Below are 16,041 nucleotides of genomic sequence, written 5' to 3' on the forward strand. Positions count from 1 at the left end.
CGACCGCGTAGCGTACCCCTACACTGTAATAGTTTTACAGAATAAATAATTATTGGGAATTCGCGTGTCGAAAAAAAGTTTTGACACCCTAATAACGGTTCAAACCGTTGATATATCAATATTTATAGAGGGAGGTTTAATGATGTACTTTAGCCATAAAACCATTCACCATACAGACTATTTTTTTCAAAAGCTTTGCGATGAACAATTTGGCATAAACCGCGGTATTTATAATACTATTGATCATTGGTTTTATACAAAAGGCATAGAGAATATTGTGAAACGCCGAAAAGAAATATTAGCTTTTTTAGAGCACATAGCTGCGAACTACCATCATCAGGAACAAACAAGGATAAAGTTCGGTAGTGGAAAATTAACAGAGAGACTCAATAAATATTGGAACGAAAATAATCGAATTTATGAGCGTGTATAATCAAATGCGCCTTTGCGTATTTGCGCTTAATAAATTTTCTATGAAAATCTGTGGCATCCGCCGAAGGCTTTAACTTTATTCAGCTGAGGTTTAACCTCCTCCCACCACTCACAGAAGCGGGAAACTTCTCCTGAATGAAGTTAATCAATACAACTATTGAAGGGATGTGATTGTATGGATAAGACATTTAAAGAAATTATGGGCAGTTATCCAACTGGCGTCTCTATTGTAACAACAATGATTGATAGCAAGCCAGTAGGATTAACCGTTAACTCATTTGCCTCTGTTTCAATAAATCCATTGCTGGTATCATGGTGCATTGATAAAAAGTCAAATAGTTTGAAAGCGTTCCTTCACTCCGATAAATTTGCCGTTAATATTTTATCGGGGCATCAAAAAGAAGAGTGCTTTATATTTGGGAATAGTACAGAAAGTGATCGTTTCTCAAAAGTATCGTGGACAAAATCATCTAATCACCTTCCCATCTTGGAAGGAGTGTTTGCCGTTTTGGAATGTAAAAAATTTCAAGAAGTGGACGCTGGTGATCATTTTATCTTAATAGGCGAGGTCATTGATTTACAAAGAACTGAAAATAAGCCGATGTTTTATTACCAAAAACAGGTAAGCGTTGTTCCAGTTTAGTATTAGAAGCAAGCGGATAGACATTGAACGCTACAAAACACACGACTTTGACATAGGTTGAGCTGGAATGTTGAAACATTGAATCAAAAATTAAACTCAAAAAAATATATTGAGCTATGGAAGATTTGTAATATATAATAGAAAACACCTCTCAAAGAAAGCGCTTTCTATAAAATTCATTTATTCACTAATTGTTTGTCTACAGCCCCCTTTGTTCTGGTTTAGTTAAGGTTATCGAGGAGGATAGTCATGCCATTATTACGTGGAAACGAGCCATTAAGCAATTTTAACCTACTCCAATCGAATGATGTCGACTTCTCACAATCATTAGTATCAGAAGTATATTGCGAGCACTCACTCGTTCCAGTGCAAGGGACAGCAGTAAAAGCTAAATTGAATGCAGTAGAAGGAACAATGCTTACCTTTGGATACTTAACTTATGGAGTGGATGCTGAGATTCTGTTACCACCGTTGCCACCATGCTACCATGTGAATATTACCATAGCAGGTAAAAGTTGCATAAGTCGAAATGGCAAGTCTTCGATAACAGAAGGGATGAAAAGTGGAGCGGTATTACTTCCAGACCAAAAAGCAAGTATCCTGTGGTCAAAAGATGCAAAGCAATATGCTTTGAAATTTCCGCGAGATAAGCTGGAAAACCATTTATCTGCATTAATTAATGAAAGTGTAGATGATCCAATAAATTTTGATTTAACATTTAATTTACAAAATACTGCGGGAAGGAGCTTACTTCGAGCCTGCATTCTTCTACAGGCAGAATGGGAGGAACAAAGCACACTCATATTGACACCTACAGCGCGGCGCAATATTGAATCGTTAGTAATGACCAATTTTCTGTTGGCTAGTTCAAATTCTTATACCGAAAAAATTTACGATACCCACCGAAAAAATGAAAGTCCTGGTAAAATGCTTGTTCAAAAGGTGAAAGATTATATTGAGGAGAATGCACATGAGTTACCTGAATTGGCAGATCTCGCCACCTATGCGGGAATAAGTGCACGCTCACTTCAAATTGGTTTTAAACAACACTTGGGTGTCAGTCCAATGACATATGTGCGAAATATTCGAATGCAGCGTGCCCATGAGCAACTTGAAAATGCTTTTTATACAGGGGAGACAGTAACAGAAATAGCCATGCGGTGGGGGTTTTATAACGTAGGTAGATTTTCTCAATTATATAAATCAATATACGGCCGAAGCCCAAAAGAAACTGCCACAGGGGGGATCGGAATAATCTCCAGATAAATAGTATGACTTAAACTCAGGTCTGACTACCCCCTATTACAACACTGAAACCATTTAGATTTCAGTGTTTCTTGCTTTCAGCAAAACTCCATTTATTTGTCCATTAGTACTCTTGGTGGAACTCGGATACCAATAGCTTCAAATGCTACATTGGCTCCCAGTTAAACTTCCGTCTCCGTGATCACAAAAAAGAGGAGCCTGAAATCCATAGAAGTTCCAGGCTTCTCTTTAAATTGCTTATAATAGCCCTAAATGCTCCTTCAGGCTATTTTGGACACTCACCCGCTCCTCTTCAGGAACGTTATAATACCAAACACCATCAATTTTTGAACCGCTGCCTTCAATTTCAATCTGTTCTACATGATGACGCGCCTCAGCGTAGTTCTTCTGAATACTCTTCATCTCATCAAAGGAGATATTTGTCTCAACGTTGTTACCGACAGCTTTGAGCATATCATCATATTTCCATAAGGTAGAAACGTTTGCCCCTTTTTTGATGACACCTTGAATAATTTGACGCTGACGCAACTGGCGACCAAAGTCGCCACGAGGGTCCTCTTTACGCATGCGGCTGTATTTTAAGGCTTCCTCCCCGTTCAAGGAAATCTCTCCTTCTGGAAAATGAGTGGTACTCACAGAGAAGTCCAAATCATTATTGACCGTGATTCCTCCTACAGCATCAACAATTTCCTTAAATCCTTCCATGTTCATCTTCACATAGTAATCAATAGGAATATCCAAATACTTCTCAATAGTATTCATGGACATCTCCACACCACCGAAAGCATAGGCATGGTTGATTTTATCATCAATCCCTTTTCCAACAATCTCCACCCGAGTATCACGAGGAATACTCAGCATTTCCATTGATTTTTTCTCAGGATTAACCGTAATGACAATCATCGTGTCTGAACGGCCTTTGTCCCCTTCCCTCTCATCAATTCCAAGCATCAGTACGGAAAAGGGTTCCTTTTTCTTCATATCAAGCTTAGATGGCCTTTCAACGACCGAATCACGATCAATGGGTGTGTGCACACCTTTCGCCGTCTTTTGAAGGTTATGGTAAATTGAGTAGCCGTACGCTCCGACTCCGACAACTACAAATATAATCAACAAAAGAATGACCTTTAACCAAGTTCCTTTTTTATTTCTATTTTTCATGGATTCTTCCTTTCAAAATGAAATTTATAATTTATTTGCTTTTTCTAATTGACGCCCTCAAAACCCTCTAGTCTAAATAATGTTTTTTAAAAGGGGCATTATTCGCAATGAACGGAGCCCATTGCTTTCATCAGTTAGTGATTGATTTTCTTGCGCGCGCATTTCAATTTTAGTTGATTTGAGCATCTAAACTGTTACGTAACTTAATGGACAGGATAGAACTTAATGAAAGACACTTATCATGTATTTCGGGCTCCTGTGTCGAAGTATAAGAAAAAAGTACAAAAACTAATTCCGAGGCACTGTGCAATTAAAGTATTTTTCAAATTATTTAATAATTTTAATTGTACCTTTTTAAAAAAGGTTAAGAGTAGTCCCTTGATGTATTTCATTATTGCTCAAACTAAATAGTGCTCTGTATCAAGCTACTTCAGAGATATCTTCTCCACGTTACGGTTTTGATAATCAGCAGAAAAAATAGGTAGAGGTAATTATTTCAAGTAATTGACCTCTACCTTCAGAGTGGCGGTAGTTAAACATTAATTAGTTCTCTGAATCTTTCAGAACAAACACATATAAGAGCATAGCATTCTTTTCTTATTCCGCATCAATTAACCCAAACTCCATTCGATATTGCATTAATTTCAGATTGCTTGGGCATGCTTCACCTGTTAAAGCCTCCACAATTGAATACTTTCCGGACAAGCTTCCTTCTCTAACTTACTTTTCACGTCGACAACAATACCTTTTCGATGCTTCAATAAATGATCAAACACTTCCCAGCCTTTTTCTACGTATACTTCATGTGGAACTGCATAGACAACTGCATCCGCCGGTTTTAGTTCTTCATAAGGAATTAAGTCTATACCATACTCGTTATATGCCTCTACCGAGTTCGCATGAGCATCTGTCACTTGCACCTCAACGCCAAAGTCCGCTAGTTCATGAACAATATCTATGACTCTTGTATTCCGTAAATCCGGAACATTTTCTTTAAACGTAAGTCCTAGAACAGTTACCTTAGATCCTTGGATAGGCATATTTTTTTTAATCATTTGTTTGACTAAAGATGTTGCAATAAAATTGCCGACATTATCGTTTGTCTTTCTTCCAGCTAAAATCACTTCTGGATGATGACCGATTTTTTGTGCCTTATGTGTTAAATAATATGGATCAACTCCGATACAATGTCCACCAACAAGACCTGGTGTAAAGTTCAAGAAGTTCCACTTTGTACCTGATGCGGCTAATACTTCTGCTGTATCAATGTTTAGTTTATCAAAAATAATCGCCAATTCATTCATCAGTGAAATGTTTAAGTCACGTTGTGTGTTTTCAATTACTTTTGCTGCCTCTGCTACTTTAATGGAGCTTGCTTTATGTACACCAGCATCGACAACACTATCGTACACCTCCGCTACGATATCAAGTACTTCTTTGTTTTGCCCAGAAACCACTTTAGTAATTGTTTTAAAAGTATGTACCTTATCTCCGGGATTGATTCTTTCTGGAGAATAGCCGACAAAGAAGTCTTCCCCACATGTCATTCCGGATACCTTTTCTAAAACAGGTACACAATCCTCTTCAGTTGCACCAGGATAAACGGTAGATTCATAGACTACAATTGTTCCCTTCGATAAATAGCTACCTACTGTTTCCGATGCTTTAAGCAATGGTGTTAAATCTGGTTGCTTGTCCTCTGTAATTGGTGTTGGAACAGCAATAATGATAAAATCGGCTTGCCTTAAATTTTCTGGATTAGAAGTAAAGTTAATAGAAGCATCATGTAAGTCGGCTTCTGTAACTTCATTTGTGGTATCTACACCACTTTTTAACGTTTCAATTCTATTTTCATTAATATCAAACCCGATAATTTCTTGTTTTTTACCAAACTCTACTGCAACGGGAAGACCAACATAACCTAGGCCTACCACAGCTATTTTACGATCTATCATAGTTTCACCTCATAATAATCAAGATACCAATCAATAAATTTGTTTACACCTTCTTGAATGGACGTTCTTGGTTGAAAATCTATATCCCTGAACAAATCTTCAACGTTTGCATATGTTTCCGGAACATCTCCAGCCTGAAGTGGTAAGAAATTTTTCTTTGCCTTCTTACCGAGTTTATTTTCGATTGCTTCGATAAAATCCATCAATCTAACTGGACTATTGTTTCCAATATTATAAACTTTATATGGTGCATAACTGGAGCCCGGATCTGGATCCATACCTGACCATTCCGGGTTTGGTTGTGCTGGTCTTTCGGTTAAACGTGTAATACTTTCGACAATATCATCGACATATGTAAAATCTCGCATCATATTACCATGATTAAATACATCGATTGGCTCATCATTTACAATAGCTTTTGTAAATAAAAATAAAGCCATATCCGGTCGGCCCCATGGTCCATATACCGTAAAAAAGCGTAAACCTGTAGTGGGAATACCGTACAAATGGCTATACGTATGTGCAAACAATTCATTGGACTTTTTCGTCGCGGCATATAAGCTCAACGGATGATCAATATTGTCACTTGTAGAGAATGGCTTAGATTCATTTGCCCCATAAACTGAGCTTGATGAAGCATAAATCAAATGTTCTACCTTGTAATGGCGACATGCTTCCAGAATATTTGTAAATCCTACAACATTGGAGTTTACATACACATGCGGATTTTCCAGACTGTAACGCACACCAGCCTGCGCTGCTAAATTAATCACAATTTCCGGTTCATACTTCTCAAATGTTTGGTTAATCGTCTCCAAGTCTTCTAAATCTGCTTGAATAAACTTAAAATTATTATGCTCTAAGTTTTTTAATCTATCTTTTTTTAATTGAGGATCATAGTAGTCATTAATGTTGTCTATCCCAATGACTTGATGGCCTTCTTTTAATAATCTTTTTGATAGATGTGAGCCTATAAAACCTGCTGATCCAGTAATTATTATCATTGTAAAATTTCCTTTCAACCTAAGTTAAATATCTTTAATAACTCTACAGGGAATACCTCCCATAATAACATTAGATGGAACACTTTTATTTACTACACAGCCTGCTGCTATGATACTTCTTGCATGAATCGTAACTCCAGATAAAATTCTGCATCCACTGCCAATCCAAACATCATTTTGAATAACCACTTCACTCGGCCTAGTCTCATTGTACTTTATGGGTATTTCTTTTTGTTCCCAAGTATGTTCAAATGAGACTATTGTTGTATGGTTTGCAATAGAAACATCATCTCCAATAGTTATACCACCGTAAGCATCTATGTACCCATATGCATGAATACTTATATTACTCCCCAAGTTCAACTTCTTAAGATTTTTTATAGTAACGTATTTCCCAACATATATATTATCACCACAACTTTTTGCTCTTTTTTTTAGATAGCAGTATCTTATGAGTAAAGGTATGTTTTTTTCAGAAGAATTTGTTAGCGCCCATAGAAAACTTAACACTATTTTAGGTGTAATTTTATTAAGTTTTAAAATAATACTTAATAACCATCTATACTTTTCTATCTTTTTTCTTCCATTCATTTCTTTTCTCCTTTTTCACTTTACTCATTAAATAAAAGTACAATAATAACCCAAATGGCTTCGTCAAAAGTATTAAAACCTTATTTTTAAAACCATTGGTCCTGTATTTCTTTTTTGCTAAAATTAAGCTTGAGTTAAAATGAATTGCGTTTATTACTTTTCGCTTTGTATCAGGAATTAAATCCATAATTTCTATTCGATATTTCGCATAATTATCTGGAGCAATTAAATAATTTTTCCAAATGTTATTAGTAATCCCGTCATCAAGATATTCTACATATTTAAGAGGCTGGTTTAGTAACCACATATCATACTTCTTGCTTATCATATATAACTGATAGCTAGGTGGCATATGCTTATTGTTTTCAATATGAGGAAAGTCATACTCTCTCAAAATATTTAATTCATAGAAATAAGCTTTATCACCTTTAACTTTATGTTCATACATTAAGTTAATCCAGTTTGCTTTTTCTAAGTGGTGTGGAAATTCCGTTCCAACAATTGAATTATCCTCAAAGGTATCTAAACCAATAATACCAGCGATATTCTTCTTATCTTTAATGCTAACCCAAGTTTTTTTTATTATCTCAACCGTGTTATTATAGAACCAGTCATCCGAGTCTAAGCAGGTAAATAATTTACCTTGGGAAAGATTTACACCTTTGTTTAAAGCAATATGCTTACCTTGATTGTTTTGGTAATAATAAGTAATTTTAATTAACTTTTGTTGAATCCACCTATCCACTAGAGACTTAGTATTATCACTAGATCCGTCATCAACTATAATCCATTCAAAATCCTGGTCACTTTGATCTACTAAACTTTTATATACTCTTTCCAACGTATATGCTCTATTATAAGTTGGAGTACATATAGATAAAAACAATTTATCACTCTTTCATTATATTAATTCCGGATTATTAGAACATTGGCTCTAAATATTTACTATACTATAAAACGTTTCTAAACTTTTACTATCATCGTATCTTTCATTTAATAAATTCTTTTGAAATCTATCTTTTAATTCTTTTTTTGTAAGAACGTCTTGAATACATTGTGATAATGATTCAGGGTCCATATCAGAAATTAATCCAGTCCACTCATGGGACAGTTGTTCATTTACTGTATTAAAATTTGTTGCTACAATTGGCTTTAATAAATATTTAGCTTCATCTATCACATTGGATTTACCCTCAAATTTTGAGGGATGGACAAGAATATCACATTCTTGAATAAATGCTGCGGTATTGACATGAAAACCTAATAAAACAAAATTTTTCTGCAAACCTTTAATTTTTACTAATTTTTCTATTTCTTTTCTATAATTACCGTCCCCTAATACATACCACTTTATTTTAAAGCCTTTCTTAAGAAGAATTTCTAATGTTTCTATTGCTAAATCTAACCCCTTATGAGGATCAAGCCTACTAATAGATAATAATTTGCAGCATTTTTCTTCTCTTGTTAAAGCTTTGGTATCTGCAGGTATATTTTTATACATCTCAAATGGGAGAACATTATACATAACCTGTACCTTTGATTCTTCTGTTGGAAATACGTCTATAAATATCTCCTTACATATACTTGAAACAGAAATTATTTTATCCATTTCATTGAAATACACTGCATCTATTTCCTGATCTCTCCCTAAGACTCTATAATCTGTTCTTATCCATCCTATTTTCATGCTTGCTTTAACACAATCAGCTATATACATCATTGAATGACCACCGGAAACACCAATTGCCACATCAAAACTATTGTTTAATTTAGGTAGCGCATCTTTAATCTCAATCCAATATTCTTGTTTTATATGCGTCATTTTGTTACGTGTTCGACCAGAAATTACTTTCGAAATAGCCTTTAAAGAAAATAAAAAGTTCCTTGAAAACAATGTACTCACTGTCTTTTTTATAAACCTATCCGGTGTAAGAGTTGCATATTCTACAATGTCTGGTGTTTTTAACAAATTCACTTGTTTTGGTAAATACTTAGTTAAACTCCCCTTTCCACTAAGTATTAAGAGCGAAGCCTCAATTTGATCATAGTTCAACCTATATAAAAGAGATAATAAACTTTTTTGCGGACCTCCTATATTAAAGTTATTAATAACAAATAGTACTTTTTTTGGTGTCATCTTCCCAAATCACATCCCACATTTTCAGTCATCTTTTTAAGGCTTTTAAAACTTTTAAACACTTCAACCGGCCATTTCCAATTGTTATATACCATCTGAATCACCATAATAGGGACAAGTAAACTCCATAAAGTAGGTTCAAAAATATTTATTAATAGTAATTGTGTCCCTATTACCAATAGACTGGAAATAAAAAAAGCCTTATAATGCGGTAATTTATTATCTGTTGCAATAAAAGTTCCAAAAACAGACTGATTATTATATAAAAACATATACACCATAATAATTAATAAATACTTCGAATCTAATAAAGATACATTTGAATTTAAAAATATAAGTATGATGTCACCCAAAAAAAACACGGCTATAAAAGAAAGAATTGTAATACCATAATTCACCAATAAAGCTTGTTTAAATTTTAATTTCAATTCTTTATATTGCTTTTTAAATCTATAAGAGCTAAATTGCGATAAATACGTATTAAAGAAAGTATTCGCAACAGTAGTTATTAAGTTTATAATTTGTAGAACTAAACCCAAAGAGGCTGTCACGTTTAACCCTAAGTAAGCTGAACTAAGTAAAGTAGTAGATTGTAAGTTAATATAATTGGAGATCGAAATCAATCCTTGTCGATAAGTATTAGGCAATATTTTCTTTAATATAGCAGTAACTTCTTTTTTATTAATCTGATTCTTAATCAGTGGTTTAATATTTTCTCTATTATTTTGGTAAGAAAAGAATTTAATATATGCTAGAATTCTATTTACAATTATTGAAATTAAATATGCCAGTGATACCGCAATAAGTCCATATCCCAGTATTATTCCAATAATAGACAATATTAATTGAATCATTTTGGTGATAATCAAAATCTGCTGATGTAACTTGATTGCCCCAATCCCTTTTAATATTGCATTCCAATAGGCATATTTCATATTCAAGAAAACAGCAGTAGCATATAACCCCCATGAAATAAATATTGTATACATAGATAAATCATTTTTCGAGACACTGTAAACATACCAGGTGCCTAAAGTAAATAATATAAATAAAATAATTAAACCAATGAATAGATATATTATTTTTGTTACTTTAAACAAATTTACGAATAAATTATAGTTTGGAGATTTACTTTTACTTTCCTTAAAACCAGTTACAGTAATTTCTCTTGCACCTTCCCAAACAAAGGTTACATTTCTTGATAATGTTGACTGAAATCCAAAATCCATTATCACTACTAATCCTGCAACAGCTGTAAATGTGTACCATAATCCAATTTCAGCTTTACTTAGATAAGCTAAAATAAATGGTAATAAAATAATATTAATTCCATTAAAAATTATTAAGCTTAAATAACTCCAAATTACATCTTTTTTATTAATATTTATTGTCATTTATGCATTTCCTTTACTAAGCCCAATTTAAAAAGAGTTTTTCTGTTTACTATAGTACAATTTTTTTATTCAACCTTATAATTATTAATAACAAAAGAACCGTATTAATCATAAATGAAGTCAAGTTAATTGCGTTGCCCATCATGAAAAGACCTAGCCTTACAGATGCGTAAGCAAAAATGTAAACTTCAAAAACTGTATTAGCTTCTCTGCTTTTTTTATCAAAGAACATCATTAACCACATAAAGAGTATTACTAATATTGGTGAGAACACGAAACCAAAATATAGATAACCTTGACCTATCATAGGCAAAATTTGATCTGTAGAATTAGTGTGATTGTAAAATGAATAATTAAACATTCGCATACCACCAAAATTAGAATGAAATTTTTCACTTAATAATGCTACAGATGAAAATAAATCACTATAGATTGTTGAAAAATCTATAGAGTCCTTAAATAAGTCTCTTGCCTTAACTGAAACAGCGACATTATGAATACCTGAAAAATAAAGTTGCAAATTACTACTGACTGTATCCAGCCCTGTATTTGTTGAATTATTTACTTTTGTTAGTAGGTTTAAACCAAACTGTTTTATTAGGGTTGTAAGTAAGACTAAGAAACTAATCACAATTCCAAAAAATATATATATATTTTTTTTATGACTTGGGTAAAGTCTAGTGATCAAGTACATTCCTGCAACCATTGGAACCACAATACTAAATCTACTGGTTCCTACAATAAATGATGATGTTAGAATAACCACAAACATTGATATATAAATTAAAGATTTAGCCCCCTTTATAAGATACCGATGATATAAAAAGTTTAAAATAGAAAGTGCGAATAAAAGTAAGCCAAACTGCGCAATAGTCATTAATAGACTACCAAATGGAATATTTAAATCACTTTTTGTAAATTCACTAGCAGTAAATACAAAGGAGTATCTATCTAGTAAAGCAGGAAACCTTATGATTATTAATAAAGAAAACATAAGAAATAATGATGTTATAAAAATATGATTGGTATTGATTTTTAATGATTTATTAAATGTTGAGTCACGATTTATTCCTTCATAATATTTTTCAGAAAATAATCTAAAGACAAACATTATTACGATTATTTCCAACAACATCAAAAAAGTGGCTATTTTATATTCATGTGAGTTTAGACTTGCCCCCAAATGCACATAATATCCTTCGTACCACATAAATAAGGGCGTTACTAAATATCTAATAATCATTGTAATATTCAAGCCTAAAAGACCAATATTATTAAAGATATGTTTAGACATTCTGGTATTAAAAAAATAACTTACCCCAAAAACAAGGGGTACTAAAGGGAATAATTCCATACCTCTAGGTTTATAAGTATCCGCTAGTAATAAAAACGTGGTAATAACTGAAGGTATTAAGACCGCTACTCTTAAGATAAAATAACTCATACTGTAATTCATAGAGACATCCTTGTATTCATTTTTTTAAACAAATATTATTATTTTTACCTATTGTTTTGCTATAACCCTGAATTAAGAAAATAATATATTGCCTCTAAATATTAATAGGGCTTGGCCTTAAGTAAAATATATGGTGGATTTTTAAAAAATAAAAAGTAAGTTTATCACAAAATCTATCAAATATAAAACTCACTTTAGCAAAAAATTCGCAACCACAATTGCAAGTTTACTTAGTTCCTGAAAGAAACGGTAATCGAAGTTTTTCGCTGTTTTGAACAATGAAGAAAAGGAATTCGCAATTTCCGTTTCACAAGATAGATAACGATATGATCAATTGCATTCTATACGAGGCTCTTTTATTTTCGATTCATGCAACCCGCTTATTTAAATTTACTTATTATACTTACAAGACGGATCATTATTTAACTCCCATAAAAAGCTACTCAATCCAAAGTTTCGCAAGGAAATTATTCAATTTATAAATATTTTAAACTTTCAAATGATTTGATAAACATGACCCAAGCGTTGGAAAATTTGAGTGACTAACTGTGAATAAAGTTCGGTCAATTAACTTTCGTAATATGGGTATATATCCAACTTTTTTATAAAAGAAGCCTTGGCAAACTTATTTTCCAGTCGTATATCGCTATATTGCGCACTTTCTAAGGCTTTTCCATAACTACCAGCCGATTTATATTGCTATCTCCATCTAGTTCATGGATTGAGTAGTATATTATAAGTAAAGGGGTATTACTTTGGTTACCATCGTGGTATGGTCATTCACATTTTCAGACATGTTGTTAATTGGGCTCACTAGTTCACGCCCAAGCAGTTCCACTACTCTCACATCTTGGCTTGTTCACAGAAATTTTACAAGTCATGATGTCATCAACTTTCAGGATCAATTACCTTTAATTTCGTTTTATGACATTCACATTTTTTAATTACTTTTATTCAAGGAAGGATACCAATGAAAATACTCCAATCCTCTGGTTCTCTGCGAATGTTATTCTTTAACTTCAGGAATTCCGCAAATCAGAATTTAAATATACACAGATAATCAAATTCATATCAATTCACTTCATCTGTTATTCTATCTATTTCATCAATATAGGCATTGACCACTATATTCCTATCAAACTCTCTTTCCATTTTTTTCCGACCAGCAACTCCCATTGCCTTTTTTTGTTCATACGGTAAGTTAATAAATTTAATTAATGCATCTGTTAGAGCAGCAGAGTTTTTAACCTCAAATCCTAAACCACTAACTCCTTCGTCAAAGGTTTCTTTGCATCCTGAAATATTTGAAGCGATGACCGGCCGTCCAGTTGAAGCTGCTTCAAGTAAAACATTAGCCATACCTTCATGATATGAAGGCAATACAACAGCGTTGCTTTTATTTATATACTCATGAACATTATCCTTAACGCCATGAAAATTTATTACACCTAGCTTTCCTAGCTCTTTAGCTCTCTCCTCATAATCCTTTTCATAAAATCCGATTGCATCAAATTGAACATTACTATACTCTTTCTTTATTAAAGTTGCTGCATCTACCAATTCTTCAATTCCTTTATCTTTCATAACTCTTCCTATGAAAAGAAATCTAATTAAACCACTATCAATAGGATATTCTTCAAAAGAATGTTGTTTTAAATTCACCCCAGAGCCGGGAATAACTCTATACCTTCCGTTAATGATCTGCTTATTTTTAAAGAATAATTGGTTACTTTGATTCTGAAAGAAAGTACAACTTACTTTACTAAACGCTAAACGATACAGTTGTATTATTATTTTTTGGAATAATCCTTTATTATCCACAGCTGAACCTAAACCTGTAACATTTGCAATAAAAGGGACTCTCTGTCTTCTACAAACTAATGCTCCATAAATATTAGGTTTAATGGTATAGGAAAGGACTACGTCAGGTTTAATTTTCCTAATAACTTTGTTATAGCTTAATAGTAACTTCAAATCAGTTATTGGATTCATTCCCCTCCTATCAAGGGGGAGATCAATAAATTCACAACCCATTTTTTTTAACAGTTCAACTTTTTCACCGTAAGGGAGGACAACATATATTTTATAGTGTTCATCCAAAAGCCTTTGTATGATTTCCTTGCGAAAGTTATACGTATATGCATGATGGTTGGAGAATATCACAACTTTTTTCATCTTAATCCTCCGTCAACCTTATTGACTCTTCAAAGCCAATAAGGCTATTAGATTGAATATCACTATATTTAGAGAGTTTTTTCTCATAGATCAAATCTCCAAATACTTTTTTAACTATACCGTTCTTCTTCATTCTATTTAACAAAGGATTAAATAACTTGGTGACTCGGATTTTCTTTCCATGAGCCTCTGCAATTAATTTGACCATTTTACTTGTACTCACATATTCACTGTTTTGTGGGAAAAGTAGCCCTCTATCACAATTATCGATTACCGATTGTATAATCATAGATAAATTATCTATATAAATCATGCTACGCTTATTTTCTATATTTGGAAAAACAGGCACTCTAACTGCAAGTTTAGCCAATCTAGTATAATTACCTTTACTATTTTTACCATAAATCATAGGAGGGCGCACAATGACAACTTTAAAAACTTCATCCTCTAAAGTTGTTATCAACTCCTCCGCTTGTAGCTTGGACTTCCCATAATTGCTTTTAGGCTTAAGTGAAGTATTTTCATCAATCACGCCGCTTTCAATACCATAAACGCTCATTGAACTTAGAAATATAAACTGTTTAACACCAGCATCCTTAGCCTTTTTAGCAACTTCAAATGCCAAGTCACGATTTATTTTATAATAAACATGTGCATTTTCTCTTGTTTCTTTTATATGCGCTATCCCAACTACGTGAAACACAACATCATATCCTGAGAAGTCCTCTTCCTTCCATGAATCATCTCTCAAACTAATAGAGTCTATTAAATATCTATCCGGATAATTCCTAAGCCAATTTTGAAAGCTCGTCCCTACATAACTGCTTTTGCCCGTAATCAGTAACTTTTTCATCTAGAGATGTTCTCCTTCGTACTTGGAACATCCTTATTCCCCATTGCTCCAGTCCCTCCTTCAACAACCCCATCACTTTTTACAACACTTACAATGGTTCCAAAGAAGCACTTAGCATCCATCTTAAAGCTTAGCTTTTCAACGTACTCTCCATCTAATTTGGCTTTAACGTTAATAGGGATCTCATCCCTACCATTGATCTGTGCCCAACCTGTAAGCCCCGGTAGTACATCATTTGCGCCATACTTATCACGTTTTGCAATTAAATCATACTGATTCCATAATGCCGGACGTGGACCAATTATACTCATCTGCCCAAGAAAGATATTCAGAATTTGTGGTAGCTCATCAAGTGAAGTCTTTCTTAAAAACTTACCCATGTTTGTGATATACTGCTCTGGATCACCTAATAAATGAGTCGGAGTGTCCTGGGGTGTATCTATTCTCATAGTACGAAACTTCAATATATTGAAATGTGTCTTATTGATTCCAACCCGCTTTTGCTTAAACAACACAGGACCTTTTGAATCGAGTTTAATTGCAATAATTAGTATTAAAAATATAGGTGATAGCAAAATGAGTCCTATTAAAGAAAGAACTATATCTATCAATCTTTTAATCCTCAAATACATCCTTGTAACACTCCTTGAATAGATTTAAGTAAATTAGAACCTCATTTAAAATTCTTTCTTTCAACCAACTGCATAACTACCAAGTTATTCTTTACTCGCCAAATAATTCCTTACTGTGACCAATTAAAAATAGCACTGGCTGCTTAAGCAGCCAATGCTATTTTTTAAACTTTTAAAGGTACTTACAATATTAAATCTTTGTCTTTCTCAACAATAATAACAGTTAATTTCTTCACCTATCCCACTTAGCGAGGAATTGTCGTTTATTTATTTCTTACATTATTTTCGGCCATTAAAAAACTAGTTCCTAATCCCACCGTTTAGTTGGATCCCTTTTTTTCT

General features: G+C 33.2%; 14 protein-coding genes. 3 read left to right on the plus strand and 11 right to left on the minus strand.

What is annotated here, in order from left to right; translation table 11 throughout:
• Positions 1 to 142 precede the first annotated feature (142 nt).
• From H9631_RS04080 to H9631_RS04090, 3 genes are all read left to right on the plus strand, one after another.
• A complete protein-coding gene (locus H9631_RS04080) occupies positions 143 to 433 on the plus strand; it encodes a hypothetical protein (protein WP_191810201.1) in 291 nt (96 codons plus the stop codon).
• A 174-nt stretch (positions 434 to 607) separates the two neighbouring features.
• On the plus strand, positions 608 to 1,075 hold the full coding sequence (locus H9631_RS04085; protein ID WP_225220851.1) for a flavin reductase family protein: 468 nt from the start codon (positions 608 to 610) through the stop codon (positions 1,073 to 1,075).
• 249 nt (positions 1,076 to 1,324) lie between these two features.
• Positions 1,325 to 2,341 carry an AraC family transcriptional regulator gene (locus H9631_RS04090; protein ID WP_120115553.1) on the plus strand — a complete coding sequence of 339 codons (1,017 nt, stop codon included), beginning with the start codon at positions 1,325 to 1,327 and terminating at the stop codon, positions 2,339 to 2,341.
• Between the two features lie 237 nt (positions 2,342 to 2,578).
• Here the strand turns inward: H9631_RS04090 and tagU are convergent, their stop codons facing one another.
• From tagU to H9631_RS04145, 11 genes are all read right to left on the minus strand, one after another.
• On the minus strand, positions 2,579 to 3,502 hold the full coding sequence (gene tagU / locus H9631_RS04095) for a polyisoprenyl-teichoic acid--peptidoglycan teichoic acid transferase TagU (protein ID WP_191810203.1): 924 nt from the start codon (positions 3,500 to 3,502) through the stop codon (positions 2,579 to 2,581).
• A gap of 671 nt (positions 3,503 to 4,173) precedes the next feature.
• A complete protein-coding gene (locus tag H9631_RS04100; RefSeq protein ID WP_318246769.1) occupies positions 4,174 to 5,454 on the minus strand; it encodes a nucleotide sugar dehydrogenase in 1,281 nt (426 codons plus the stop codon).
• Positions 5,454 to 6,461, minus strand: a complete 1,008-nt coding sequence (locus H9631_RS04105; RefSeq protein WP_191810207.1) for an NAD-dependent epimerase — start codon at positions 6,459 to 6,461, stop codon at positions 5,454 to 5,456. Before H9631_RS04105 ends, H9631_RS04100 begins: the two co-directional genes overlap by 1 nt.
• A 24-nt stretch (positions 6,462 to 6,485) precedes the next feature.
• Positions 6,486 to 7,052: an acyltransferase gene (locus H9631_RS04110; RefSeq protein ID WP_191810209.1), complete on the minus strand. Its 567-nt coding sequence runs from the start codon at positions 7,050 to 7,052 to the stop codon at positions 6,486 to 6,488.
• Positions 7,021 to 7,938, minus strand: coding sequence for a glycosyltransferase family 2 protein (locus H9631_RS04115; protein ID WP_225220852.1), 918 nt, complete (start codon positions 7,936 to 7,938; stop codon positions 7,021 to 7,023). Before H9631_RS04115 ends, H9631_RS04110 begins: the two co-directional genes overlap by 32 nt.
• 48 nt (positions 7,939 to 7,986) lie before the next feature.
• Positions 7,987 to 9,189, minus strand: coding sequence for a glycosyltransferase (locus tag H9631_RS04120; protein ID WP_191810213.1), 1,203 nt, complete (start codon positions 9,187 to 9,189; stop codon positions 7,987 to 7,989).
• Positions 9,186 to 10,583 carry an O-unit flippase-like protein gene (gene wzx / locus H9631_RS04125; protein ID WP_191810215.1) on the minus strand — a complete coding sequence of 466 codons (1,398 nt, stop codon included), beginning with the start codon at positions 10,581 to 10,583 and terminating at the stop codon, positions 9,186 to 9,188. Before wzx ends, H9631_RS04120 begins: the two co-directional genes overlap by 4 nt.
• Positions 10,584 to 10,632: 49 nt before the next feature.
• Positions 10,633 to 12,039, minus strand: a complete 1,407-nt coding sequence (locus H9631_RS04130) for a hypothetical protein (protein WP_191810217.1) — start codon at positions 12,037 to 12,039, stop codon at positions 10,633 to 10,635.
• A 1,071-nt stretch (positions 12,040 to 13,110) separates the two neighbouring features.
• Entirely contained in the window at positions 13,111 to 14,214 is a 1,104-nt protein-coding gene (locus tag H9631_RS04135) for a glycosyltransferase family 4 protein (protein WP_191810219.1), read from the minus strand.
• A gap of 1 nt (position 14,215) precedes the next feature.
• Positions 14,216 to 15,067, minus strand: coding sequence for an NAD-dependent epimerase/dehydratase family protein (locus H9631_RS04140; protein WP_191810221.1), 852 nt, complete (start codon positions 15,065 to 15,067; stop codon positions 14,216 to 14,218).
• Complete coding sequence (locus tag H9631_RS04145; RefSeq protein WP_191810223.1) at positions 15,064 to 15,699, minus strand: sugar transferase; 636 nt, start codon at positions 15,697 to 15,699, stop codon at positions 15,064 to 15,066. Before H9631_RS04145 ends, H9631_RS04140 begins: the two co-directional genes overlap by 4 nt.
• Positions 15,700 to 16,041: the final 342 nt, after the last annotated feature.

Source organism: Bacillus norwichensis (assembly GCF_014836955.1).
GTDB classification, from domain to species: domain Bacteria; phylum Bacillota; class Bacilli; order Bacillales; family Bacillaceae_C; genus Siminovitchia; species Siminovitchia norwichensis.